This is a genomic window from Thioclava sp. JM3, from assembly GCF_002213185.1.
In the GTDB taxonomy this organism is placed as follows: domain Bacteria; phylum Pseudomonadota; class Alphaproteobacteria; order Rhodobacterales; family Rhodobacteraceae; genus Thioclava; species Thioclava nitratireducens.
The window spans coordinates 40,687-63,822 of sequence record NZ_NBOB01000003.1 but is presented as its reverse complement, the minus strand read 5'-3'; the positions used below and the strand labels follow the sequence as shown (position 1 = coordinate 63,822).

Genomic DNA, 23,136 nt, shown 5'->3' with positions numbered 1-23,136 from the left:
CAGGATAGGCTGATTCCCGCCTCTCGCAAGTGTGACATTCGGACAGAGGACGCGGCGTCACAGGACCACCCTGTTTCGGCCTTGCGACAGGAGGCGCCGTGCGGGCGCCTCCGGCGGGGATATTTACATCAAGAGGAAGGATCAGCCTTCGATCTTGGTGAGGTCGGCCACATCGAGACAGATCTGCCGGATGCGCGAAAGCAGGTTGAGACGGTTGCGCCGCAGGATCGGATTGTCGGCGTTGATCTGCACCGCCTCGAAGAAGGCGTCGATCGGCGCGCGCAAATCGGCCATGGCGGACATCGCGGCGGCGAAATCCTCTGCCTGCATTGCGGGGGCGATCTTGGCTTCGGCGGCGTCGAGCGCGGCGAAGAGGGCTTTTTCCTCGTCGGTTTCCGCGAATTTCGGATCGGCGCCGAAGCTGTATTCCACCCCGTCCTTTTCCTCGGCCTGCGTGAGGATGTTGTTCGCGCGCTTGAAGCCCTGGATCAGGTTCTCGCCGTCGTCGGTCTTGAAGAAGTCCGACAGCGCCTCGGCGCGCTTCACGACGAGGGTGAGATCGTCAGAGCCCGGCATGGCGAGCACGGCGTCGATCACGTCGTGGCGGATGCCCGCATCGCGCAGGTGGACCTTCAGGCGGTCGTGGAAGAAGGACATGAGGTCTGCGGTATCGGCCTCCGGATTACCCTTGGCAAAGACCGACTGAAGGCTCAGACGCAGATCATTCGCCAGCACCAACCGGATAACCCCCAGCGCGGCGCGACGCAGCGCGAAGGGATCCTTCGAGCCGGTCGGCTTCTCGTCGATCGCCCAGAAGCCGGTCAGCGTGTCGATCTTGTCGGCGAGCGCCACGGCGACCGAGACGGGCTCAGAGGGCACCGCATCGGACGGGCCCAGCGGCGCGTAGTGGTCGCGGCAGGCATCGGCGACGGCGTCGGACAGCCCCGCCTTTTGCGCGTAGTAGCGGCCCATCACACCCTGCAGTTCCGGGAATTCGTAGACCATTTCCGAGCGCAGATCGGATTTGGCGACGCGGGCGGCCTCGGCGGCGAGGTCGGGCTTCGCGCCGACCAAGGGCGCGATTTCGCGCGCGAGGTTTTCGATCCGGCGGATACGGTCGCCTTGGCTGCCGAGCTTGTTGTGGAAGGTCACGGCGTCGAGCCCCGCGCCCATCCCTTCGAGCCCGTGCGCCTGAACGGTGCGCAGGTCGTTTTCCCAGAAGAACTTGGCGTCCGACAGACGCGCCGAGAGCACCTTCTGGTTGCCCGCGAGGATCGTCGCGCCGTGATCGGCGGTCTCGCGGTTGGCGACGGTCACGAAGCCCTCGATCCGACCGGTCTTGGGGTTCTTCACCGAGAAGAATTTCTGATGCTCTTTCATCGAGGTCTGCAGCACCTCGGGCGGCAGGTCGAGGAATTCGCCGTCGATCTCGCCCATCAGGGTGACAGGCCATTCGACGAGGCCCGAGACCTCGGCCAGAAGGCCCTTGTCCGGCACCACTTCCCAGCCCTTGGCGAAGGCCATTTGCGCGGCGTCGTGGTCGATCGCCTCGGCACGCTCATTGGGGTCGAGCATGACCTTGGCGGCTTTCAATTGCTTGGCGTAGCTCTCGTAGCCCGAGACCTGAAGCACATCGGGCGCCATGAAGCGGTGACCGCGCGTCGTGTCGCCGGCCTTGATGCCGTCCACGTCGAGCGGCACGACGGTCGCGCCGGCCTCGTCGGTCAGGATCGCGAGGATCGAATGCAACGGGCGGACCCAGCGAAGGTTGCCCTCGCCCCAGCGCATCGATTTCGGCCAGGGGAAGTTGCGGATCGTCTTCTCCAGCACCTCGGCCACGATCTCGGTCGCGGGACGGCCGGGCTTTTCGATCACCGCGAAATAGACCTGCCCCTTCTTGTCGTCGCGCGCCTCGAGCTGATCCATCGTCAGCCCGGTCGAGCGCAGGAAGCCCTCGATCGCCTTCTCCGGCGCGTCGGTGCGCGGGCCCTTGCGCTCTTCGCGCAGGGTCGGCGAGTTGGCAGTCAGCCCCTCGACGGTCAGCGTCAGGCGGCGCGGGGTCGAGAAAGCGCCGGCGGAGGCATAGGTCAGACCCGCCTCGACGACGCCATCGGTGATCAGTTTCTTCAGATCCTCGCGGGCCTTGGGCTGCATCCGCGCAGGGATTTCTTCGGAGAACAGTTCAATCAGAAGATCGGGCATGTCATTTCTCCGCTTCGTCGTTCAGTTGGTGCCAGACATAGGCCCGGCCATCGGGATAAAGAGCCACGACCCGGTCGACGCCGGGGTGGATGTTGTGTTGCGACAGGAAGGCCACCGCGCGGCCTGCCTCGAGGTCGGCGCCGATGGTTTTCGCATCGTAGCAGTCGAACCACTTCGGGCCGATCAGCGGGGTCGGGCGGTCATAGACCTTATAGGTCTCGGTCGCCGTTGCGATCGACAGATCGGTGTCGAAGCAGGCGCGGTAGCGCAGGGGCGAGCTGTCCGCGTCGATCCCTTTGTAGCCTTCGGCGTCCAGCGGATCCTGCGTCGTGCCGTCCAGCTCCATCAGCGAGACTTTCGCCGCGTCGGAGCCCGGCGCGATCTCATCGTAATAACCGTATTCCTGCGAATAATAGACCACCGCGCCGAAGACGAGCGCGATCACCACGATGCCGCCTCCGATGAGTTTACCATTCACGCGACGGCCTCGCCGGTTTCGGTTTGGGAGGCCCCGCCTGCTTCGGTCTGCACGAAAGCGTCGGCGCAGGCCTTCGCCAGCGCACGGACGCGGCCAATATAGGCCTGACGTTCGGTGACCGAGATCACGCCGCGCGCGTCGAGCAGGTTAAAGAGGTGGGACGCCTTGATGCACTGGTCATAGGCCGGGTGCGCCATGATGATCTTGCGGCCCGCGTCGTCGGTTTCAGGCGAGGCGAGGATGCGTTCGCATTCGGCCTCGGCATCCTCGAAATGGCGCAGCAGCGTTTCGGTATCGGCCACGTCGAAATTCCAGCGCGAATATTCCTGCTCGGTCTGGCGGAACACGTCGCCGTATTTCAGCGCGATCGGCGCGGACGGGTCGTTATAGGGCATGTCCATGACGTGATCGATGCCCAGCACATACATCGCCAGACGCTCGAGCCCGTAGGTCAGCTCGCCCGAGACCGGCTTGCAGTCATGGCCGCCGACCTGCTGGAAATAGGTGAACTGGCTGACTTCCATCCCGTCGCACCAGACTTCCCAGCCAAGCCCCCACGCGCCGAGCGTCGGGCTTTCCCAGTCGTCTTCCACGAAGCGGATATCGTGCAATTCGGTGTCGATCCCGATCGCGCGGAGCGAGCCGAGATAGAGCTCCTGCAGGTCCGGCGGGCTCGGCTTGATGAGCACCTGATACTGATAGTAGTGCTGCAGGCGGTTCGGGTTCTCGCCATAGCGGCCATCGGTCGGACGGCGCGAGGGCTGGACATAGGCGGCCGCCCACGGCTTGGAGCCGAGCGCGCGCAGCGTCGTCGCCGGGTGGAAGGTGCCTGCCCCCACTTCCATGTCATAGGGCTGCATCACCGCGCAGCCTTTCGAGGCCCAATAGCTCATCAGGCGCAGGATGATTTCCTGAAAGGATTTCGGGGCGTCCGGGTTTGCCATATTTCGCACCTTCCGTTGAAGCGCCTTCTCTCTAGGCAAGGGGCGCGGGGGCGTCAACGCCCTGCAAGAGTTCGGGCAGGCGATCCGCGACATGCGGCGCGCAAAGCTGCGGCCCCTGCCCCACACCGGCGGATTTCGTGACCCGAACGGGGGCGTTTGGGGGGTGACCTCGGCTCGCGTTGCGCTAAGTTCGAGGGAAAAGCTTATATCATCGGGGAGTGGCAATGCGGGCAATTTCACGGACAGTTTCGATCGTCGTCGGGGCCAGCCTGACCGGCATGGTCTGGACCGGCGCGGCCTGGGCCGAGGCCTGGGTACAGATCGAGGCGAAAAGCTCGCTTGCCCAAGCCGAAGCGCGCGCCCGCGACTGGGCGGGCATGTTCCCCGACACGACCGGGTTCCGGCTTGATTCCGGCTGGTACGCGATCGCGCTTGGCCCCTTTGCCGACGATGCGGAGGCGAATGCGCGGCGCCGGGTTCTGCGCCGCGAGGGTCTGATCCCGCGCGACAGTTTCGTGGCCGATGGCAACAACTTCCGCCAGCAATTCTGGCCGGTGGGCGCGACATTGAACACAGCCCCGCAGGCGACCCAGCCCGCCCCGCAGGCCGATACGCAAAGCGACGTGCGCGGCGCGCCGATGCCTGCGCCGATCGACGTGGAGCCGCTGGACGGTCCGGATGAGACGGCGCAATCGAGCGATCAGACCACGCCACCCGATGCGATGGCGAGCACACCCGATACGTCTGCGCAAGATACCACCACCGCGCCCGAAGCGCTGAACTCCGACACCACCGCGGCGTCTGACGCACCGGCCCTGCGGGACGTCACCCCAGCCCCGCAAGAGGCTACGCCCGCGCCCGAGCCGGTGGAGACGCTGGCGGAGTCGCGCCGTCTCGAAGCCGCCCTCGATCCGCAAACCAAGCGCGACATCCAGACCGCGCTGGAATGGGAAGGCAGCTATCAGGGCGCGATCGACGGGATTTTCGGCCGTGGCACGCGCGGCTCCATCGCCGACTGGCAGTCGAAGAATGGCTACCGACCAACAGGCGTCCTGTCCTCGACCCAGCAGGCCGCACTTCTCGACAAGGTCGCCTCCGAGCGCGCGGCGCTGGGGCTGCAGACCGTCACCGAGCAGGAAGCCGGGATCCGGATCGAGCTGCCGATGGGGCTGGTGAAATTCGCCCGCTACAACGCGCCGTTCGTCAATTACGCACCCAAGGACGACAGCGGCGTGCAGGTTCTGCTGATCTCTCAGCCCGGCGACACGGCGCGGCTGCGCGGGCTCTATGACGCGATGCAGACGCTTGAAATCGTGCCGACGGGCGGCGAGCGCAACATCCGCGGCAACAGCTTCACCATCGAGGGCGAGAATACGGCGGTCCATTCCTACACCCATGCGGAGCTCTCGAACGGGCAGATCAAGGGCTTCACGCTGGTTTGGCCCGCCGGGGACGACAAGCGAATGAATCGCGTGCTCGACGCGATGAAGGGAAGCTTCACGCCGATCGGCTCCAAGACGCTCGACGCGACGCTCGGTCAGCCGATGTCGGTAACGCGGGCCGCCCTGATGGCGGGGATCGAGAAACGCGCACCGGTCTTCTCGCGCTCGGGCTTCTTCATCGATGCGGACGGCCATGTGCTGACCGCCGCCGAGGGGCTCGACCAGTGCGGCCGGATCACGATCGAAGACCATGCCGCCTCGCTTAGCTTCGACGGCGGCGCCAAGGGTTACGCCGTTCTGACGCCGCAAGACACGCTCGCCCCGAGGGAAGTCGCGAAATTCAATCCCGACGCGCCGCTGGCCGGGGCGAAGGTCGCGGTGGCGGGCTTCTCCTACCCCGAAGCGCTCTCCGCGCCGGTGCTGAATTTCGGTACGCTCTCGGCGCTCAAGGGGCTGGAAGGACAAGACAATCAGGCCCGGATCGAGGCGCAGACCCGCGCGGGCGACGTGGGCGGGCCGGTGCTCGACGGGACGGGCGCGGTCGTGGGGATGTTGCTGCCCGCGAGTGACGACGCGAACCGGGTGCTGCCCGACAATCTGAGCGTCGCGCTGCAAAGCAAGGCAATGACGCCGGGGCTGTCGGACAAGGGTTTCACGCCGAAAGAGGCGGGCATCTCGGCCAACCGCGCGCCGGAAGACCTGCAGCAGATGGCCGACGGGATGGTGGTGCAGATTTCCTGCTGGAAGTGATCAGCCCCGCCAGAAGCGCGGCAGCAGCAGCACGAGCACGCTCATCAATTCGAGCCGCCCGAGACACATCGCCGCGCTCATCAGCCACTTCGCGCTGTCGGGGAAATCCGCGACCGAGCCGTTGGCGGTGATCTCGGGCCCCCATGCGGGGCCGATATTGGCGATCGAGGTCCAGGCGGCGGTCATCGCCGTCTCGGTTCCGAGCCCGGTGAAGGTCAGCGCGATGATCAGCATCCCGAAGATCAGGATGAAGAGCGAAAAGAACGCCATCACCGAGTTGACCACGCTATCCTCGACCGGGCGCCCGCCATATTGCACCTTCAGCAGGCGGTGGGGCGAGTAGAGCCGCTGGATCTGCGCCTTGATCGCCTCCAGCAGGATCAGGTAGCGGAACACCTTGACGGAACAGGCGGTGGAGGCCGTGCAGCCCCCGATCAGTCCGGAAATCAGCAGGATCGTGAAGGCCAGATGGCCCCATTGGGTCACGTCCTCAGAGGCATAGCCGGTGCCGGTGAAGGTCGAGACCACGTTGAACGTCACCTCCCGCAGCGTCGGCCAGAAAGAGGCCTCGTGGCGGATCATGCGGTAGAGCACGATGATCGCGATCGCGTAGCCCATCCAGCGCAGGAAGGCGCGCACCTGCGGGTCGCGCCACAGTGGCATCGTATCGCCGCGCATCACCTGAACGAAGCGGATGAACGGCATCGCGGCCAGCGCCATGAAGACCGAGGCCGCGTATTCGGGCGCGCCCTTATAAACGGCGAAGCTGGCGTCGTAATTCGAGAAGCCGCCCGTGCTCATCGTCGTAAGGGCGTGCATGATCGCGTCGAACCCCTTCATACCGAGACCGATATAGGTCAGCGCGCAGGCAATCGTCAGCCCGACATAGATGCGGATCAGCGCGGTCGAGATATCCATTGCGCGCGGCAGGATTTTCCCAAGCGTGTCAAACCCTTCCGAGCGGAAGAACTGCATCCCGCCGACCTTCATCACCGGAAGGAAGATCATCGCGACGATGATGATCCCCAGACCGCCCAGCCATTGCAGCAGTCCGCGCCACAGGTTCACCCCCGGCGGCAGCGTATCGAGTTGCGGAATCGCGGTGGTGCCGGTCGTGGTCAGCCCTGACATCGCCTCGAAATAGGCATCGACCAGAGACAGATGCGGCACACCCAGCATGAAAGGTAGCGCCCCGAAGAACGGCAGCGTCAGCCAGACGAGCGAGGTCAGCAGAAAGCTTTGATGGATCGAGAGCGTCCGCGCCAGCCCGTCGCGGGAGGCCAGCGCCAGCAGCGCGCCTGCCGTCGTCGTCAGCACCGCGCTTTCGACGAAAACCAGCCAATGCGCTGCACCATGGCCCAAATCCACCGCCGCCGGGATAAGCATCGTCAGCCCCAGCACGGATGTCAGCATTCCGATGATATATCCAACCGGGCGCAGATCGATCATGCGCCCCACCTTGCCCAGAGCGTCAGTCTAGTCAATCCCGGACCGGACCGGGACGGGCGCGCATCGGTGCGGATCGACTTTGCAAACTCTCGCACATTGGTCAGTAAATTTGCCCAAGTTTGCAGGTAGGCCCTTGCGCTGCGGCGCGGCAACTGTACCGTAGCGGCCACTTTCGACAACAGGGAGAACGCTATGTTCAACAAGATCCTCGTGGCCAACCGTGGCGAGATCGCCATCCGGGTGATGCGCGCCGCCAACGAGCTGGGCAAGAAGACGGTCGCCGTCTACGCCGAAGAGGACAAGTTGGGCCTGCACCGCTTCAAGGCCGATGAAGCCTATCGCATTGGCGAAGGCCTCTCGCCCGTCGGTGCCTATCTCTCGATCGAAGAGATCATCCGCGTCGCCAAGGAAAGCGGCGCCGACGCGATCCACCCGGGCTATGGCCTGCTGTCGGAGAACCCCGATTTCGTCGAAGCCTGCGATGCCGCCGGCATCACCTTCATCGGCCCGAGAGCCGAAACGATGCGCGCGCTCGGCGACAAGGCCTCGGCCCGGCGCGTCGCGATCAAGGCCGGCGTGCCGGTCATTCCCGCGACCGAAGTGCTGGGCGAGGATTTCGACGCGATCAAGAAAGAGGCCGCCGAGATCGGCTACCCGCTAATGCTGAAAGCCAGCTGGGGCGGCGGCGGGCGCGGCATGCGCCCGATCCTCGGCGAGGAGGAACTGGTCGAGAAGGTCCGCGAAGGCCGGCGCGAAGCCGAAGCCGCCTTCGGAAATGGCGAGGGCTATCTCGAGAAGATGATCACCCGCGCGCGCCACGTCGAGGTGCAGCTTCTGGGCGACACGCATGGCAATCTCTATCACCTCTACGAGCGCGACTGCACCGTGCAGCGCCGCAACCAGAAGGTCGTCGAGCGCGCCCCTGCCCCCTACCTGTCGGACGAACAGCGCGAAGAGGTCTGCCAACTCGCGCTGAAGATCGGTCAGGCAGTCGGCTATGAATGTGCCGGCACGGTCGAATTCCTGATGGATATGGACACCGACAATTTCTACTTCATCGAGGTGAACCCGCGCGTTCAGGTCGAGCATACCGTGACCGAGGAAGTCACCGGCATCGACATCGTGCAGGCCCAGATCAAGATTGCCGAAGGCGCGACACTCGCAGAGGCGACCCGCGCCAAGTCGCAGGACGAGATCGAACTGTCGGGCCACGCGCTGCAATGCCGCGTGACCACCGAGGACCCGCAGAACAACTTCATCCCCGATTACGGCCGACTGACCGCCTATCGCTCGGCGACCGGCAACGGCATCCGCCTCGATGGCGGCACAGCCTATGCGGGCGGCGTCATCACCCGCTATTACGACTCTCTGCTGGTGAAGGTCACCGCCCGGGCGCAGGATCCCGATCAGGCGATCCGCCGGATGGACCGCGCCCTGCGCGAATTCCGTATCCGCGGCGTGAGCACGAATATCGACTTCGTCATCAACCTGCTCAAGCACCCGACCTTCCTCGACATGAGCTACACGACGAAGTTCATCGACACGACGCCGGAGCTGTTCGACTTCAAGCAACGCCGCGACCGGGGCACCAAGATCCTGACCTATATCGCGGACATCACGGTGAACGGTCACCCCGAGACCGCGGGCCGCAACAAGCCGCATGCCGAGGCGAGACCGCCGCGCCTGCCCGCGTTGAAAGACGAGGTGAAGCCCGGCAGCCGCAACCTGCTCGAGAAAGAGGGCGCGAAGGCGGTCGCCGACTGGATGAAGGCGCAGAAGAAGCTGCTGCTGACCGACACCACGATGCGCGACGGCCACCAATCGCTGCTGGCAACCCGGATGCGTTCGATCGACATGATCAAGGCAGCCCCCGCCTATGCCTCAAACCTGAGCGATCTGTTCTCGGTCGAATGCTGGGGCGGCGCGACATTCGATGTGGCCTACCGCTTCTTGCAGGAATGCCCGTGGCAGCGCCTGCGCGACATCCGCGAAGAGATGCCCAACATCCTGACCCAGATGCTTCTGCGCGCCTCGAACGGCGTGGGCTACACGAACTACCCTGACAACGTGGTGCAGTTCTTCGTCAAGCAGGCGGCGGAAAGCGGCGTCGACGTGTTCCGCGTCTTCGACTCGCTGAACTGGGTCGAGAACATGCGCGTCGCGATGGATGCGGTGATCGAGAGCGGCAAGATCTGCGAAGGCACGATCTGCTACACGGGCGACATCCTCGATCCCGACCGCGCGAAATATGACCTGAAATACTATATCGGCATGGCGAAAGAGCTGGAAGCGGCGGGCGCCCATATCCTCGGCCTCAAGGACATGGCGGGCCTTCTGAAACCGGCCGCCGCGCGTCAGCTGATCTCGGCGCTCAAGGAAGAGGTCGATATCCCGATCCACTTCCACACCCATGACACCTCTGGCATCGCAGGCGCGACGATCCTAGCTGCCGCCGATGCGGGCGTCGATGCGGTGGACGCGGCGATGGACGCGTTCTCGGGCGGCACTTCGCAGCCCTGCCTCGGCTCCATCGTGGAGGCGCTGGCCCATACCGAGCGCGATACCGGCCTCGATATCCACGCGATCCGGATGATCTCGAACTACTGGGAGGCCGTGCGCCACCAATACGCGGCCTTCGAGAGCGGTCTCGAGGCTCCCGCCTCCGAGGTCTACCTGCACGAAATGCCCGGCGGCCAGTTCACCAACCTCAAGGCGCAGGCGCGCTCGCTGGGGCTGGAAGAGCGTTGGCACGAGGTGGCGCAGGCCTATGCCGATGCCAACCAGATCTTCGGCGATATCGTAAAGGTCACGCCGTCCTCGAAAGTCGTGGGCGACATGGCGCTGATGATGGTCGCGCAGGGCCTGTCCAAGGAAGACGTGCTCGATCCGGCCAAGGATGTCTCCTTCCCGGATTCGGTCATCGACATGATGCGCGGCAATCTCGGCCAACCGCCCGGCGGCTGGCCCGAGGGGATCGTGGCGAAGGTGCTCAAGGGCGAAACGCCTTCGACCGAGCGTCCCGGTAAAAACCTGCCCCCGGTGGATCTGGAAGCCGCCCGCAAGGAGGCCTCCGAACAACTCGACGGGCGCGAGATCGATAACGAGGATCTGGCGGGTTACCTGATGTATCCCAAGGTCTTCACCGATTACGCAAGTCGCCACGAAGCCTATGGCCCGGTGCGCACCCTGCCGACCCCCGTCTTCTTCTACGGGATGGAGCCGCAGGACGAGATTTCCGCCGAGATCGACCCCGGCAAAACGCTGGAGATCCGCTATCTCACCACCGGCGACACCGACGAACTGGGCGAGGTGAAGGTCTATTTCGAGCTCAACGGCCAGCCCCGCGCCGTGCGCGTTCCGAACCGCGCGGTGAAGGCGACGACCGCGGCGAAACCGAAGGCCGAGGCGGGTAACCCGGATCATATCGGTGCGCCTATGCCGGGTTCGATCGCCTCGATCGCGGTCAATGTCGGCCAGAAGGTGAAGCCGGGCGATATGCTCCTGACCATCGAGGCGATGAAGATGGAAACCGGGATCCACTCCGAGCGCGACGCCACCGTGAAAGCGATCCACGTTTCGCCGGGCGCCCAGATCGACGCGAAGGATTTGCTGATCGAGCTGGAGTAAACCGGTCCTGATCGAGACCGAACCGCGCGCCAAGGCCCCCGCCCCGGCGCGCGGTTTCATTTTCGGACCGACCGTGGAGTTCGAGGGGGCTGCCCCCGGGCCGGCACGGGATATTTGGTTCATTGAAGGCGAAAAACGCCCGGCTCTAGCCTCAGAGCGGAGGGAAAGCCGGGCTTCTCGAACTGCGCGGCAACCGGCATCCCGCCTGCACCGCAGCGGCAGCATAGACGGACCGAGGCTTAGTAATTATTTCGGCTTTCCAATTGCTTGATATTCCCCTGAGGCGTGAGGCGGAGTGAGAATTCGTCGTTTCAAACGACACGACCCCGAACACTGAATAGCCTGGACTGAGGGCCGGCGGGCGCCAGTCCCCGCACCTCAGAACAATTCCGACCCGGGGCGCGAGGAGACCTCCAGAAGACCCATCACGTAGCCCGCGACGGAGCGGAAGGAGACCAGCGAGATCTCGTCTTCCCCCGATCGCCAGAACGCCGCCGCCACTTGTGCCGCACGGGAGCGGCGGATTTCGCCTTTGGGTAGAGTCGCGACATCGGCGGGGGAGAGCTTCATCACCACTTGGTCGGCCTTCTCGCCGCGGATGGTGAACATCGCGCGGGCGTCAGAGACGTTGACGACCAGCGCATGCTCTGCGGCAAGCGCCTCGGCAACCCGGTCGGTAAGCGCGGGCGCCTCGTCATGGGCGCAGATCAGCAACAGCTCATCCGGGCTCATCCACGCGATGGAGCGCCCGTCGACGGTCTCGATCCGGCGCGGACCCGGGACGGGCAGCCCCTCGGCCTTGAGCGCCTTGGCCAGCGCCTTCGCGCCCAGATCGCAGCGGATGGAGATCATGCCCACCAGTCCGGCCTCGGACACGGTGACGAAACCTTCGTGGCTCTGCCCGGAAAGGGCGCTGACGGCCTCAGACATTCTGCTTCTCCCCGTCTTTGTCGTAGAAGACCGGATCGACGATCCGCGCCTTGACCATGTCCTCGCCCTCACCGGTGAACTCGATCACCTCGCCCATTCGGTCGGGCCCGTTCAGCACCAGCCCCATCGCGATACCCTTGCCGATCGTCGGCGAGTAATAGGTCGAGGTGACGCGGCCTTGCGTGTTGCGCTGACCGTTGGCGTTGAACCCGTCGGCGGGCGCGTGGCTGCCATCGGGGATCACCGATCCGTCGAGCGTCTCGAGGCCGACGAGCTTCCAGCGGTTCGGGTCGGTCATGTGGGACCGCTCCTGCGCGCGCTTGCCCAGATAGTCGGTCTTCTTCTTCGAGATCGCCCAGTTGAGGCCCAGATCCTGCGGGATCACGGTGCCGTCGGTCTCGTCGCCGATCATGATGAAGCCCTTCTCGGCGCGCATCACGTGCAGCGCCTCGGTGCCGTAGGGCATCACGCCAAGCGCTTCGCCCTCGGTCATCAGCTTCTCCCACAGCGCGAGGCCCTGCGACGCGGGAACCGCGATCTCGTAGCTCAGCTCGCCCGAGAAGGAGATGCGGAAGATGCGCGCGTCGAAACCGCCCAGCGTGCCGTCCGCCCATTGCATGAAGGGCAGCGTCTCCTTGCTGACATCCATGCCACCCAGTCGCTCCAGCAGTTCGCGCGACTTCGGGCCGACGACGGCGATCTGGGCATATTGCTCGGTCAGGTTGGCGGTGTAGACCTTCCAGTCCCACCACTCGCATTGCAGCCAGTCTTCCATCCAGCCATGGATGTGATCCGCCCCGCCCGACGTCGTGTGGCACAGCCACGTATCTTCGGACAGGCGCGCCACGACCCCGTCATCCATCAGGAAGCCGTTCTCGTTGCACATCAGCCCGTAGCGGCATTTGCCGACTTTCAGCGTCGACATCATGTTGGTGTAGAGCATGTCGAGGAATTTCCCCGCATCCGGCCCTTTCACCACGATCTTGCCCAGCGTCGAGGCGTCGAGCATGCCCACATTCTTGCGGGTATTGGTGATTTCGCGATTGACCGCGTCGCGGTGGCTCTCGCCCGATTTCGGGTAGCAATAGGGGCGACGCCAATGGCCGACCGGCTCCCAATGCGCGCCCTTGGCTTCGTGCCAGGACTGGATCGGGGTGCGGCGCAGCGGCTGGAACAGCTCGCCCTTGGCCTCCGCCGTCACGGCGCCGAGCGAAATCGGCGTGTAGGGCGGGCGGAATGTGGTGGTGCCAGTGGCCGGGATCGGTTGGCCAAGCGCATCCGAGAGGATTGCGAGCCCGTTGATATTGCTCAGCTTTCCCTGATCGGTCGCCATGCCGAGCGTGGTGTAGCGCTTGGTATGTTCGACCGACTCGTAGCCCTCGCGGGCGGCCAGCTGCACGTCGGAGACTTTCACGTCGTTCTGGTAGTCGAGGAAGCTCTTGAAGCGCAGCGCATCGGGCGCGCCCGCGGGCATCATCCAGACGGGGGCGAGCGGCGCTTCTTCCTCGGAAGCCGCGCCGATGCCCAGACCGCCCATCGCCTCGGAGAGCGTCAGATCGCCATTGGCGGCCCCCACGACCGTCGCCATGCCGGTCCCATCCGCGCCGGTCGGCGGACGGTTCGGATCGGGGCGGAACATCGCACGCGCATCGTCCCAGGTCAGCTTGCCGCCGCAATGCGACCACAGGTGCACGACCGGCGACCAGCCGCCCGACATCGCGACGCAATCGCAGTCGATCGTCTCGACCGCCCCGCCCTCGCCGGCCTGTGCGCAGATCTCGACGCCGGAGACGCGTTTGCGGCCGAGCACTTTCGCGATGCCGCGGCCTTCAAGCACGCGCACACCGCGCGCCTTCACGGCTTCGGGCAGCGCGCCATGGGTTTCCTCGCGCGCATCGACCACGGCCGAGACCGTCAGCCCCGCATCGAGGATCGCGAGCGCCGTGCGATAGGCGTCGTCGTTGTTGGTCACGATCACCGTGCGATCGCCGGGCGAGACCGCCCAGTTCACGATGTAATCGCGCACCGCCGAAGCCAGCATCACGCCGGGCACGTCATTGCCCGCGAAAGCAAGCGGACGTTCGATCGCGCCGGTCGCGGTGATCGTGTGGCCCGCACGGATGCGCCAGAGACGGTGGCGCGGACGGCCATCGCCGGGAGTGGTGTCGGCGAGGTTCTCGTAGCCGATGACATAGCCATGATCGTGCAGACCCGCCGCCATCAGGCGGGTGCGCATCGTGACATTCTCCATCGAGGACAGTTCGACCAGCGCGCTGTCGATCCAGGTCTGCGCGTCGTGACCGTCGATTTGACCGCCATCGACCGGCGTGCGCCCGCCCCAGTTCGGGGTCTGCTCGATCAGCCAGACGCGTTTACCGGCGCGGCCTTCCTTGAGCGCCGCGGCAAGACCCGCCACACCCCCGCCCACGACGAGCACGTCGCAATGGGCGTAGACCTGCTCGTAGCGATCCGGGTCGGCCTCTTTCGGCACGCCGCCCAAGCCCGCCGATTTGCGGATGATGGGTTCGAACAGGTGCTTCCACGCTGCGCGCGGGGCCATGAAGGTCTTGTAGTAGAAGCCCGCGGGCAGGAATTTGTAGAAGGTGTTGTTGATCTCGCCGATGTCGAAATCGAGCGACGGCCAGTGGTTCTGGCTGGTGGTCTCGGCCCCCTCGAACAGCTCGGTCGTGGTGGTCCGCTGGTCGGGCTCGAACCGCGCGTTGCGGCCCAGACCGACGAGCGCGTTCGGCTCTTCCGCGCCCGAGGCCACGATGCCGCGCGGGCGGTGATATTTGAACGACCGGCCCACCATAACCTGACCGCCGCCCAAGAGCGCCGAGGCCAGCGTATCGCCCGCAAAGCCGCGCATCGGCTTGCCGTTGAAGGTGAAGGCGAGCGGTTTCGCGCGGTCGATCAGACGACCACCCTTGGAAAGACGCGTGCTCATTTATAGCCCTCCCAGTCGGGGCGTTTCGCTTTGATCTTCGCGATCACATCGGCGGGGGGCTCGGTGGTCTGCGCCTTGTAGGTCGCAAATACCTCGAGCGTGTTGGTGTCGCGTGCAGCCAGGAACCACTTGCCGCAGCCATAGGCATGCCGCCAGCGTTCGAAATGGACGCCTTTCGGGTTCTTGCGGGCGAACAGGTAGCCCTCGAACTCGTCATCCGACGAGCCCGGCCCGAAGCGCTTGAGATGCGCCTCTCCGCCCGGGGCGAATTCGGTTTCCTCGGCGGTGACGCCGCAGCAGGGACAGGTGAGGGTCAGCATGTCGGATGCACCTCTTTACTGGAGAGCGCCGGGAGGGATTTGAAGCAGGTCGAAAGGGAGGTCGTCTTCATCAGTGCGCCACCCCTGCGGCGACGCTTTCATCGATGAAGCGGCCTTCCTTGAAGCGGTCGAGGCCGAATTGGTCGGTCAGCGGCGAGTGGCCACGTGCGATCAGCTCGGCCATGCCATAGCCCGAGCCCGGGATCGCCTTGAACCCGCCGGTGCCCCAGCCGCAATTGACGAAGATGCCCTCGACCGGCGTTTTCGACAGGATAGGCGAGCGGTCGCCGGTCATGTCGACGATGCCGCCCCATTGGCGCAACATCTTGAGGCGCGAGATGATCGGGAAGGTCTCGACCAGCGCGCGGGTGGTTTCCTCGACATGGTGCCACGAGCCGCGTTGGGTGTAGTTATTGAACCCGTCCGTGCCGCCGCCGATCACCATCTCGCCCTTGTCGGATTGCGACATGTAGCCGTGCACGGTGTTGGCCATCACGACCACATCCATGCAGGGTTTGATCGGCTCGGACACCCAGGCCTGCAGCGCCACGCTCTCGATCGGCAGACGGAAGCCCGCCATTTCGGCCAGGACCGAGGAATGCCCCGCGACGATGATGGCGAGCTGTTCGCAGTCGATCTCGCCCTTGGTGGTCGAGATGCCCTGCACCTTGCCGCCTTCGGTGCGCACACCGGTCACTTCGCATTTCTGGATGATGTCCATGCCCATGTCCGAGCACGCCCGCGCATAGCCCCAGGCCACCGCGTCGTGCCGCGCCGTGCCGCCGCGCTTTTGCAGCAGAGCGCCCAACACCGGGTAACGCGGCCCGTCGATATTGATGATCGGCACCAGCTCCTTGACCTGCTCCGGTCCGATCCATTCGGTGTCGATGCCCTGCAGGCGGTTGGCGTGCACCGTGCGCTTGTAGCCGCGCACCTCGTGCTCGGTCTGGCCCAGCATCAAAAGACCGCGCGGCGAGAACATCACGTTGTAGTTCAGGTCCTGGCTCAGATCCTCGTAAAGCGCGCGGGCTTTCTCGTAGATCGCCGCCGACGGATCCTGCAGGTAGTTCGAGCGGATGATCGTGGTGTTGCGGCCGGTATTGCCGCCGCCCAGCCAGCCCTTCTCGATCACCGCGACATCGGTGATCCCATGCACCTTGCCAAGGTAATAGGCGGTGGCGAGGCCATGCCCCCCTGCCCCCACGACAATGACCTTGTAGCGTTTCTTCGGCTCGGGCGAGCGCCAGGCCCGCTCCCAACCGCGATGGAAGCGCATCGCCTCACGCGCAACGGCAAACATCGAATAGCGTTTCATGAGCGCGCCTCCGAGCAGTCTCGACTCTTTCGCCTTTGTGATGGACCGGGGCGGCGGGCGAAAGCCCCCCTGTTGCGGCATCGCAGGGAAAAAAGCGACATGGGCCTGCGACATCGGGTTCCATTCACGCGCTAGACCCTTTCGGCGCGGCGTCATCTCGCCTAAATGGGGGGCGAAGGATGAGGAGACGCCATGCTGTTCTGGATTATCGCCGCCGCGCTCGTTGCGGTCATTGCGCTTCTGTTTGCGCTTGCCCTGTTGCGCGGACGTGGGGAAGACGAGATGGCACCGGCGGCCTCGTATGACGTGCAGGTCTATCGCGATCAGCTGCGCGATCTGGAACGCGACGTCGAGCGTGGAGTCACATCGCGCGAGGAAGCCGACCGGGCAAAGCTGGAAATTTCGCGCCGGATGCTCGAGGCGGACCGCAAGGCGCAGGCAGGCTCCGATCTGGGCCGGGCACCGAAAGGGCCGACCATCGCGCTGGTGATAGGTGGCGTCGTGATCTTCGGCGCGGCGTTCTGGCTCTATACCCGGATGGGCGCGGAGGGCTATCAGGACCAGCCGATCGCGCAGCGTTTCGCGGATGCCGACAAGCTCTATGACAGCCGCCCCTCGCAGGCCGAGGCCGAGAAGATGCAGAAAGCCCGCGCGACCCCCCCGGCCAATCCGGACCCGAAATTCCTCGAACTGATGAAAAAGCTGCGCGAAGCCGTGGCGAAGAAGCCCGACGATCCGAAGGGCCTCGAACTGCTTGCACGCAACGAGGCGGCGCTGGGCAATTTCGACGCCGCATGGAAAGCGCAGCAGCGGCTCGTCGCGACAAAGGGCGATGCCGCCACCGCTCAGGATTACGCCGAGCTGGGCGAGATGATGGCCGTGGCCGCTGGCGGGCTGATCACGCCCGAGGCGGAGAAAGTCTTCGCGACCGCGCTGAAGATGGACCAGAATAACGGGCTCGCGCTCTATTACGTTGGCCTGATGATGGCGCAGAACGGGCGCGGCGACCGGGCATTCCGCCTCTGGGACAACCTGCTGCGCAACTCGGAAAGCAGCGATCCGTGGGTGCCGCTGGTGCAGCAGAACATCGAGGAACTGGCATGGCTCGCGGGCGAGAAGGATTACACCCCGCCGAGACCGCGCGGCGCGCCCGGCCCGTCGCAGGCAGATGTCGCGGCGGCGGCGGACATGTCGCCCGAGGCGCGTCAGCAGATGATCCGCTCGATGGTGGAGCGCCTGAACGACCGGCTGGCGCAGGAAGGCGGCAGCGCAGATGACTGGGCACGCCTGATTTCGTCGCTGCGCATGATCGGTGAGGTCGACCGCGCAGATGCGGTCTATGGCGAAGCGAAGGGCAAATTCGGCTCGCGCCCGGACGACATGGCGAAGATCGACGCGGCCCATCAGGCCCCGGCCGGTCAGGCGCTGCAGGACATGGGTGGCGCGCAGGCGGGGCAAAGCGCCCCGCAAGCGGCCCCCGCCCTGCCCGGTCCGAGCGCGCAGCAGATGAAGGACGCGGCCTCGATGACGCCCGAGGAGCGCCAGCAGATGATCCAGGGCATGGTCGATGGTCTCTTTGACCGCCTGACCACCGAGGGTGGCACGCCGCAGGAATGGGCGCGGGTGATCTCGTCCCTCGCCACGTTGGGCCAAACCGACCGCGCCAAGGAAGCCTGGGGCGAGGCGCAGAAGGCGTTGGCCGACAAACCGGATGCGCTGGCTCAGGTCGAGGCGGCGGCGAAATCGGCAGGTGTGGCGCAATGATCTGCGAGACGATCGAAGAATTCGCCGATGCGATCCCGCGCATGGGCGGCGTCGCAGGGCTCGATCTGGGCACCAAGACCATCGGCGTCGCGGTGTCCGACGGGCTGCGCTCGGTCGCGACGCCGCTATCGACGATCAAGCGCAGGAAGTTCGGCCTAGATGCCGAGGCGCTTCTCAAGATCGTGGCGGAGCGTGATTTGAAGGGGCTGATCCTCGGCCTGCCGAAGAACATGGACGGGACCGAAGGAGCGCGCTGCCAATCGACCCGCGCCTTCGCTCGCAACCTCAGCCGCCTCACCGATCTGCCGATCAGCTACTGGGACGAGCGGCTGAGCACGGTCGCCGCCGAACGCGCGATGCTGGAGGCCGATATGTCGCGCGCCAAACGCGCAGAGGCGATCGACCACGTCGCGGCAAGCTTCATTCTGCAAGGCGCGCTGGATCGGCTGCGCTATCTGGGGGCGGCATGAACGATCCGCAAAACACCGACGACATCTGGAAACGCGCCGAGATCGAGAGCCCCTGCGTCAAGCTCTGCCAGATTCACCCCGAGGCGCGGATCTGCATCGGCTGCTACCGCACGATGGAAGAAATCGGCGCGTGGTCGCGGATGACACCCGAGGCGCGCCGCGAAGTGATGGCGGAGCTGCCCGAACGAGCGCCGCAACTGCGCAAGCGCCGCGGCGGACGCGCAGGCCGACAGGACCGCTGAGCGCTTAAGCGCCGCCCCCTTTCGCCGGGAAGACAAAGCAGCGATCGCGCCGGATCATCAGCCACATCGGCGTGCCGGGCTTCGGCAGGAATACGTTCGGGACGCTGGCGCGCAGGATCGTGCCGTCGAAATCCATCCGGAACTCGACGAGGCTCTCGCGGCCCAAGAAGCGTGCGCGTTCGACCACCCCACGCGCGGGCGTGCCGTCCTGCGGCGTCGGGGACGGGCCGCGCCCTGCCCGGTCGAAATCGATCTTCAGATGCTGCGGGCGGATCACGATGTCGATCTCGGTCCCGTCCGCATGGCCCGGCGTCAGGAAATCGCCGAAGGGCGTCACGGTCAGCGCGTCCTGCACCTGCCCCTGGAGCACGTTCACATCCGAGAAGAACGCCGCCGCCGCCCGGTCCACAGGCGCGTTATAGAGGTTATAGGGTGCGCCGCGCTGCACGATCTTCCCGCCGCGCATCAGCAGAATCTCATCGGCCATCCGCATCGCCTCATGCGGCTCATGCGTGACCAGCAAAACGGCGGTGTTTTCCTCTTTCAGAAGCGCCAGGGTCTCGTCGCGGATATCGTCGCGCAGACGCTCGTCCAGTCCCGAGAAAGGCTCGTCCATCAAGAGGATACGCGGTCGGGGTGCAAGCGCACGTGCCAGCGCCACGCGCTGCTGCTCGCCGCCCGAAAGCCCGTGCGGATAGCTGTCGCGATGGCGCAGCAGGCGGACCTTCTCGAGCAATTCCGTCACGCGGGCGCGCTTTGCCGCCGCATCGCCCTTGAGGCCGAAGGCGATATTCTCGGCAACCGTCAGATGCGGAAACAGCGCAAAGTCCTGAAACATCAGCCCGATCGCGCGTTGCTCGGGCGGGACGTGAACGGAGCCGTCGCTGATCGCGGCCCCGTCGACGTAGATCTCGCCCGCATCCTGCGTATCGACTCCCGCGATCAGCCGGAGCGTCGTCGATTTGCCGCAGCCCGAGGGGCCCAGCAGACAGGTCACCTGCCCCGCTGGGATCGCAAAGGACACGTCGTCGACCACGGCCAACCCGTCGAACACGCGGCCAAGCGCGCGAACTTCGAGGCGCGGAGGGGGTAATTGTGCGCTCATGCAGCGAAATCTCGACCGAAAGTGTCAGGCAATGCAGGGCGGGAGATAACAGCCCCCCGCCCCCCAAGCAAGCCCGGTAGGTCGTCCGGCAGACCCGGCTCAAATCGAGATGTTGTTCAGCCCGCCGTCGAGCATCACGTTCTGCCCGACCATGAACCCGGCGTGAACCGAACACATGAAGGCACAGGTCGCACCGAACTCCTCGGGCGTGCCGTAGCGACGCACCGGGATCGATGCCTCGCGCTGCGCTTTGGCTTCCTCGACCGAGATGCCCTTCGCCTTCGCCGCCGCCGTATCGAGCGACACCGCGCGGTCGGTCGCATGCAGGCCCGGCAACAGGTTGTTAATGTTCACGCCATATTCCGCGACCTGCCGCGAAGTGCCGGCGACGAAGCCGGTCAGGCCGGAACGTGCAGAGTTCGACAGGCCGAGCTGCGCGATCGGCGCGCGCACGGATTGCGAGGTGATATTGACCACCCGCCCCCAGCGCTGCTCGATCATGGCCGGCAGCACCGCCTGCATCATCGCGATCGGGGCCAGCATGTTCGCATCGAGCGCCGCGATGAAATCGTCGCGCGACCAGTCGCGCCAGTTGCCCGGAGGCGGCCCGCCCGCATTGGTCACCAGAATGTCGACCTCGCCCGCTTCGCCCAGCACCGCCGCGCGTCCCTCGGGCGTGGTGATGTCGGCGGCCACGGGCGTCACGGTGACCCCGGTCGCGGCCATGATCTCGTTCGCCGTCGCGGCCAGCGTGTCGGCGCCGCGCGCATTCAGCACGATGTCGACACCTGCCTGCGCGAGCGCCATCGCGCAGCCCCGTCCTAGCCCTTTCGAGCCCGCACATACGATCGCCTTGCGGCCCCTGATACCAAGATCCATCGCGCCCTCTCCTTTGCTTTCATTCTCCGGCGTGATCCGGCGAGCCCATCGCGCGAAACATCGCGCGCGGCCCTGCCAGCTACGCCTCGCACAGTAGCTTGCCCGAATGGGAGGACAAGCGCGCTGTGGCCGCTTGACCATCACGAGCGGCCCGCGGTAAGCCGATGCGATCCAGCAGTTTCAGACGGCCCGACAGGGCGAGGGAGAGCGCGTGTCAAACCCGAGCCAGATCGTTCACGTCTTCGAGGCAGAGGATATCTGGGTCACCTCCGGGGCCAATCAGGGCGACGCGCTCGGCCTTGCCGAAGAATGCGAACCCGGCGACATTTATCAGCTCCATCGCGCCGCCAAACCGCGCCGCCTCGTGCTGGCCCAGCAAGGCGCCGCGCCGACCGTTGCTGAAGGCTCCGAGATCGGCGCGCCGGGGGATGCGCTCGAGCTGATCGCGCGGCACCTGCTGATCACGCCCGAGGGCGACACGGTCGACATCCTGATGATCTGCCACGAGGCCACGGGCGCGCATTACGCGTTGCCGCTCTCACCGATGGCAGCGCGCTTCGACTACACGTTGCTGGAGGCGCGCGACGATCCCGGCGAGGTGCGGCTGTCGGACCTCGTCTGCGTGGCCTTCACCACCGGCACGATGATCACGCTGGCCGGCGGCGCGCAGATGCCGATCGAGCAACTCACCCCCGGCGCGCGGGTGCTGACCCGCGACAATGGCCCGCAGCCGGTGAAGCTGGTGGCGAAGGCGACGATGCGCGCGCTGGGGTCTTTCGCGCCGGTCGTGATTTCGGCGGGCGTACTGGGCAATGAAGGCGACCTGGTGATCTCGCCCCATCACCGCGTGTTCCTCTATCGCCGCGGCGCGCAGAAGTTGGGCGACACGTCGGAAATCCTCGTGCAGGCGAAGCATCTCGTCGATGGCGAGAATGTCTGGCAGCGCGAGGGCGGGTTCGTCGATTACTTCGCGCTGGTCTTCGACCGGCATGAGATCATCTATGCCGAAGGCGTTCCGGTCGAGAGCCTGATGGTGTCCGAGGCGACGCTGTCACTTCTACCCGAAGAATTGGGCCGCGAGATATCCGAGCGCTTGCCCGACCTCGCCCACCGCCAGCATTTCGGCACCGAGGCGACGCGCGATCTTCTCGATCGGATCGGGCGCGAGAAACTGTTCCGCAAGCGCAAGGATTGAAGCACGAGGGGGCGCGGCCCCCGCTCTTTTCTGCCCTCCGCTTGCGCTTCGGGCGTTCCGCGGGGCGTCCTTCCACTGAAAGGCCGCTGATCTCGCCTCATCCGGCGGGATCTTTTCAAAAAGAGGAAGAGATTAGCCGTTCAGCGCTTCGAGCGCGGCGGCATGAATCTCCGGCGAGGCGGCGGCGAGCACCTGCCCGCCGCGATGGGCCGGACCACCCTGCCAGTTGGTGACAAGGCCTCCCGCCGCTTCGATCACCGCGATCGGAGCCGCCACGTCATAAGGCTGCAGGCCGGCCTCGACCACCAGATCGATCTGGCCGGCGGCAAGCAGCGCATAGGCGTAGCAATCCATGCCGTAACGCGTCAGCCGCACCTGCTTCGACAACCGAGCGAAGGCCGCGCCCTCTTCCGCCGTGCCGACTTCGGGGAAGGTGGTGAAAAGCGTCGCGCTGTCGAGCCCGCGCCCGGTCCGCACGCCAAGCTGGCGCGCGCCATGCGGACCGTCGAGCGTCGCGCGCCCGAAGCCGCCGGTAAAACGTTCGCCGATATAAGGTTGGTCGATCACGCCCATGAGCGGCGCGCCGGGGCCGTCCGGTTCCTCGGCGCACAAGGCGATTAGCACGCCCCAGGTCGGCGTTCCCGACAGGTAGCCGCGGGTGCCGTCGATCGGGTCGAGTACCCAGGTCAGTCCGCTTTGCCCGCGGGTGACGCCATGCTCTTCGCCGTAGATGCCGTCTTGCGGACGACGCTCCATGATCAGGGCACGCATCGCGGCCTCGGCGGCACGGTCGGCCTCGGTCACCGGATCGAACCCACCTTCGAGCTTGTTATCCGCGCCGATCCCGCCCACGGGACGGAACTGCGCCAAGGTCTCCCGCCGCGCGCAATCGGCAAGCTCAGCGGCCAAGGCCGAAAGCTCCGCGCGGGTATCGGTGTCGAGATCAAGCATCAGTGTCCTCCCCGGGCCGCGCAGTCACCGCAACCGACCCCCAGAAATGAGATAAGGGGAGCGGTAACCGCCCCCCTTCTCCGGGTCAAGCTGCCGACCGCCCCACATTCGGTCGCCAGTTGCGCC

General features: G+C 65.6%; 17 protein-coding genes. 6 read left to right on the top strand and 11 right to left on the bottom strand.

Annotated elements, in window-relative coordinates; all coding sequences use genetic code 11:
• Window positions 1–141 precede the first annotated feature (141 nt).
• The 3 genes from glyS to B6V73_RS06150 are packed head-to-tail and all read right to left on the bottom strand — an operon-like array spanning window position 142 to window position 3,624.
• Complete coding sequence (gene glyS / locus B6V73_RS06160) at window positions 142–2,202, bottom strand: glycine--tRNA ligase subunit beta (protein ID WP_088724806.1); 2,061 nt, start codon at window positions 2,200–2,202, stop codon at window positions 142–144.
• Window position 2,203: 1 nt separating this feature from the next.
• The gene (locus B6V73_RS06155) at window positions 2,204–2,680 is read right to left on the bottom strand and encodes a DUF6446 family protein (RefSeq protein WP_088724805.1); all 477 of its coding nucleotides are present in this window, start codon (window positions 2,678–2,680) and stop codon (window positions 2,204–2,206) included.
• The gene (locus B6V73_RS06150) at window positions 2,677–3,624 is read right to left on the bottom strand and encodes a glycine--tRNA ligase subunit alpha (protein WP_088724804.1); all 948 of its coding nucleotides are present in this window, start codon (window positions 3,622–3,624) and stop codon (window positions 2,677–2,679) included. Before B6V73_RS06150 ends, B6V73_RS06155 begins: the two co-directional genes overlap by 4 nt.
• Before the next feature lie 224 nt (window positions 3,625–3,848).
• Between B6V73_RS06150 and B6V73_RS06145 the strand changes: the two genes are divergently transcribed.
• Complete coding sequence (locus B6V73_RS06145) at window positions 3,849–5,816, top strand: trypsin-like peptidase domain-containing protein (RefSeq protein ID WP_088724803.1); 1,968 nt, start codon at window positions 3,849–3,851, stop codon at window positions 5,814–5,816.
• Here the strand turns inward: B6V73_RS06145 and B6V73_RS06140 are convergent, their stop codons facing one another.
• A complete protein-coding gene (locus B6V73_RS06140) occupies window positions 5,817–7,265 on the bottom strand; it encodes a TrkH family potassium uptake protein (protein ID WP_075776959.1) in 1,449 nt (482 codons plus the stop codon). It abuts the gene before it with no gap.
• Between the two features lie 192 nt (window positions 7,266–7,457).
• On the opposite strand from B6V73_RS06140, the gene B6V73_RS06135 reads away from it, so the two are divergent.
• Window positions 7,458–10,892: a pyruvate carboxylase gene (locus B6V73_RS06135; protein WP_088724802.1), complete on the top strand. Its 3,435-nt coding sequence runs from the start codon at window positions 7,458–7,460 to the stop codon at window positions 10,890–10,892.
• 378 nt (window positions 10,893–11,270) lie between these two features.
• Here the strand turns inward: B6V73_RS06135 and B6V73_RS06130 are convergent, their stop codons facing one another.
• From B6V73_RS06130 to B6V73_RS06115, 4 genes are all read right to left on the bottom strand, one after another.
• On the bottom strand, window positions 11,271–11,822 hold the full coding sequence (locus B6V73_RS06130) for a sarcosine oxidase subunit gamma family protein (RefSeq protein WP_088722490.1): 552 nt from the start codon (window positions 11,820–11,822) through the stop codon (window positions 11,271–11,273).
• Complete coding sequence (locus B6V73_RS06125; RefSeq protein WP_075776962.1) at window positions 11,815–14,769, bottom strand: sarcosine oxidase subunit alpha family protein; 2,955 nt, start codon at window positions 14,767–14,769, stop codon at window positions 11,815–11,817. The genes B6V73_RS06130 and B6V73_RS06125 overlap by 8 nt, the downstream gene beginning before the upstream one ends.
• Window positions 14,766–15,089 carry a sarcosine oxidase subunit delta gene (locus B6V73_RS06120; RefSeq protein WP_078541870.1) on the bottom strand — a complete coding sequence of 108 codons (324 nt, stop codon included), beginning with the start codon at window positions 15,087–15,089 and terminating at the stop codon, window positions 14,766–14,768. The genes B6V73_RS06125 and B6V73_RS06120 overlap by 4 nt, the downstream gene beginning before the upstream one ends.
• Window positions 15,090–15,159: 70 nt before the next feature.
• Complete coding sequence (locus B6V73_RS06115) at window positions 15,160–16,404, bottom strand: sarcosine oxidase subunit beta family protein (RefSeq protein WP_075776998.1); 1,245 nt, start codon at window positions 16,402–16,404, stop codon at window positions 15,160–15,162.
• Between the two features lie 192 nt (window positions 16,405–16,596).
• Here B6V73_RS06115 and ccmI point away from each other — a divergent pair, with 192 nt between their 5' ends.
• The 3 genes from ccmI to B6V73_RS06100 are packed head-to-tail and all read left to right on the top strand — an operon-like array spanning window position 16,597 to window position 18,880.
• Window positions 16,597–18,168 carry a c-type cytochrome biogenesis protein CcmI gene (gene ccmI, locus B6V73_RS06110; protein ID WP_088724801.1) on the top strand — a complete coding sequence of 524 codons (1,572 nt, stop codon included), beginning with the start codon at window positions 16,597–16,599 and terminating at the stop codon, window positions 18,166–18,168.
• Window positions 18,165–18,638: a Holliday junction resolvase RuvX gene (ruvX, locus tag B6V73_RS06105; RefSeq protein WP_088720082.1), complete on the top strand. Its 474-nt coding sequence runs from the start codon at window positions 18,165–18,167 to the stop codon at window positions 18,636–18,638. The genes ccmI and ruvX overlap by 4 nt, the downstream gene beginning before the upstream one ends.
• Window positions 18,635–18,880, top strand: a complete 246-nt coding sequence (locus B6V73_RS06100) for a DUF1289 domain-containing protein (protein WP_078548071.1) — start codon at window positions 18,635–18,637, stop codon at window positions 18,878–18,880. Before ruvX ends, B6V73_RS06100 begins: the two co-directional genes overlap by 4 nt.
• Window positions 18,881–18,884: 4 nt before the next feature.
• Here B6V73_RS06100 and B6V73_RS06095 read toward each other — a convergent pair whose 3' ends face one another.
• Both B6V73_RS06095 and B6V73_RS06090 read right to left on the bottom strand, forming a co-directional pair.
• A complete protein-coding gene (locus tag B6V73_RS06095; RefSeq protein ID WP_088724800.1) occupies window positions 18,885–19,985 on the bottom strand; it encodes an ABC transporter ATP-binding protein in 1,101 nt (366 codons plus the stop codon).
• Window positions 19,986–20,084: 99 nt separating this feature from the next.
• The gene (locus B6V73_RS06090; RefSeq protein ID WP_075776968.1) at window positions 20,085–20,864 is read right to left on the bottom strand and encodes an SDR family oxidoreductase; all 780 of its coding nucleotides are present in this window, start codon (window positions 20,862–20,864) and stop codon (window positions 20,085–20,087) included.
• A 211-nt stretch (window positions 20,865–21,075) separates the two neighbouring features.
• Here B6V73_RS06090 and B6V73_RS06085 point away from each other — a divergent pair, with 211 nt between their 5' ends.
• Window positions 21,076–22,059 carry a Hint domain-containing protein gene (locus B6V73_RS06085; RefSeq protein ID WP_088724799.1) on the top strand — a complete coding sequence of 328 codons (984 nt, stop codon included), beginning with the start codon at window positions 21,076–21,078 and terminating at the stop codon, window positions 22,057–22,059.
• A 132-nt stretch (window positions 22,060–22,191) separates the two neighbouring features.
• Here the strand turns inward: B6V73_RS06085 and B6V73_RS06080 are convergent, their stop codons facing one another.
• Window positions 22,192–23,010, bottom strand: a complete 819-nt coding sequence (locus B6V73_RS06080) for an inositol monophosphatase family protein (RefSeq protein WP_088720078.1) — start codon at window positions 23,008–23,010, stop codon at window positions 22,192–22,194.
• Between the last annotated feature and the right edge of the window lie 126 nt (window positions 23,011–23,136).

Bases quoted from the DNA above. Each gene is read 5' to 3' on its own strand.
- glyS (WP_088724806.1), bottom strand. From the start codon at position 2,202: ATGCCCGATCTTCTGATTGAACTGTTCTCCGAAGAAATCCCTGCGCGG.
- B6V73_RS06150 (WP_088724804.1), bottom strand. From the start codon at position 3,624: ATGGCAAACCCGGACGCCCCGAAATCCTTTCAGGAAATCATCCTGCGC.
- B6V73_RS06145 (WP_088724803.1), top strand. From the start codon at position 3,849: ATGCGGGCAATTTCACGGACAGTTTCGATCGTCGTCGGGGCCAGCCTG.
- B6V73_RS06140 (WP_075776959.1), bottom strand. From the start codon at position 7,265: ATGATCGATCTGCGCCCGGTTGGATATATCATCGGAATGCTGACATCC.
- B6V73_RS06135 (WP_088724802.1), top strand. From the start codon at position 7,458: ATGTTCAACAAGATCCTCGTGGCCAACCGTGGCGAGATCGCCATCCGG.
- B6V73_RS06130 (WP_088722490.1), bottom strand. From the start codon at position 11,822: ATGTCTGAGGCCGTCAGCGCCCTTTCCGGGCAGAGCCACGAAGGTTTC.
- B6V73_RS06125 (WP_075776962.1), bottom strand. From the start codon at position 14,769: ATGAGCACGCGTCTTTCCAAGGGTGGTCGTCTGATCGACCGCGCGAAA.
- B6V73_RS06120 (WP_078541870.1), bottom strand. From the start codon at position 15,089: ATGCTGACCCTCACCTGTCCCTGCTGCGGCGTCACCGCCGAGGAAACC.
- B6V73_RS06115 (WP_075776998.1), bottom strand. From the start codon at position 16,404: ATGAAACGCTATTCGATGTTTGCCGTTGCGCGTGAGGCGATGCGCTTC.
- ccmI (WP_088724801.1), top strand. From the start codon at position 16,597: ATGCTGTTCTGGATTATCGCCGCCGCGCTCGTTGCGGTCATTGCGCTT.
- ruvX (WP_088720082.1), top strand. From the start codon at position 18,165: ATGATCTGCGAGACGATCGAAGAATTCGCCGATGCGATCCCGCGCATG.
- B6V73_RS06100 (WP_078548071.1), top strand. From the start codon at position 18,635: ATGAACGATCCGCAAAACACCGACGACATCTGGAAACGCGCCGAGATC.
- B6V73_RS06095 (WP_088724800.1), bottom strand. From the start codon at position 19,985: ATGAGCGCACAATTACCCCCTCCGCGCCTCGAAGTTCGCGCGCTTGGC.
- B6V73_RS06090 (WP_075776968.1), bottom strand. From the start codon at position 20,864: ATGGATCTTGGTATCAGGGGCCGCAAGGCGATCGTATGTGCGGGCTCG.
- B6V73_RS06080 (WP_088720078.1), bottom strand. From the start codon at position 23,010: ATGCTTGATCTCGACACCGATACCCGCGCGGAGCTTTCGGCCTTGGCC.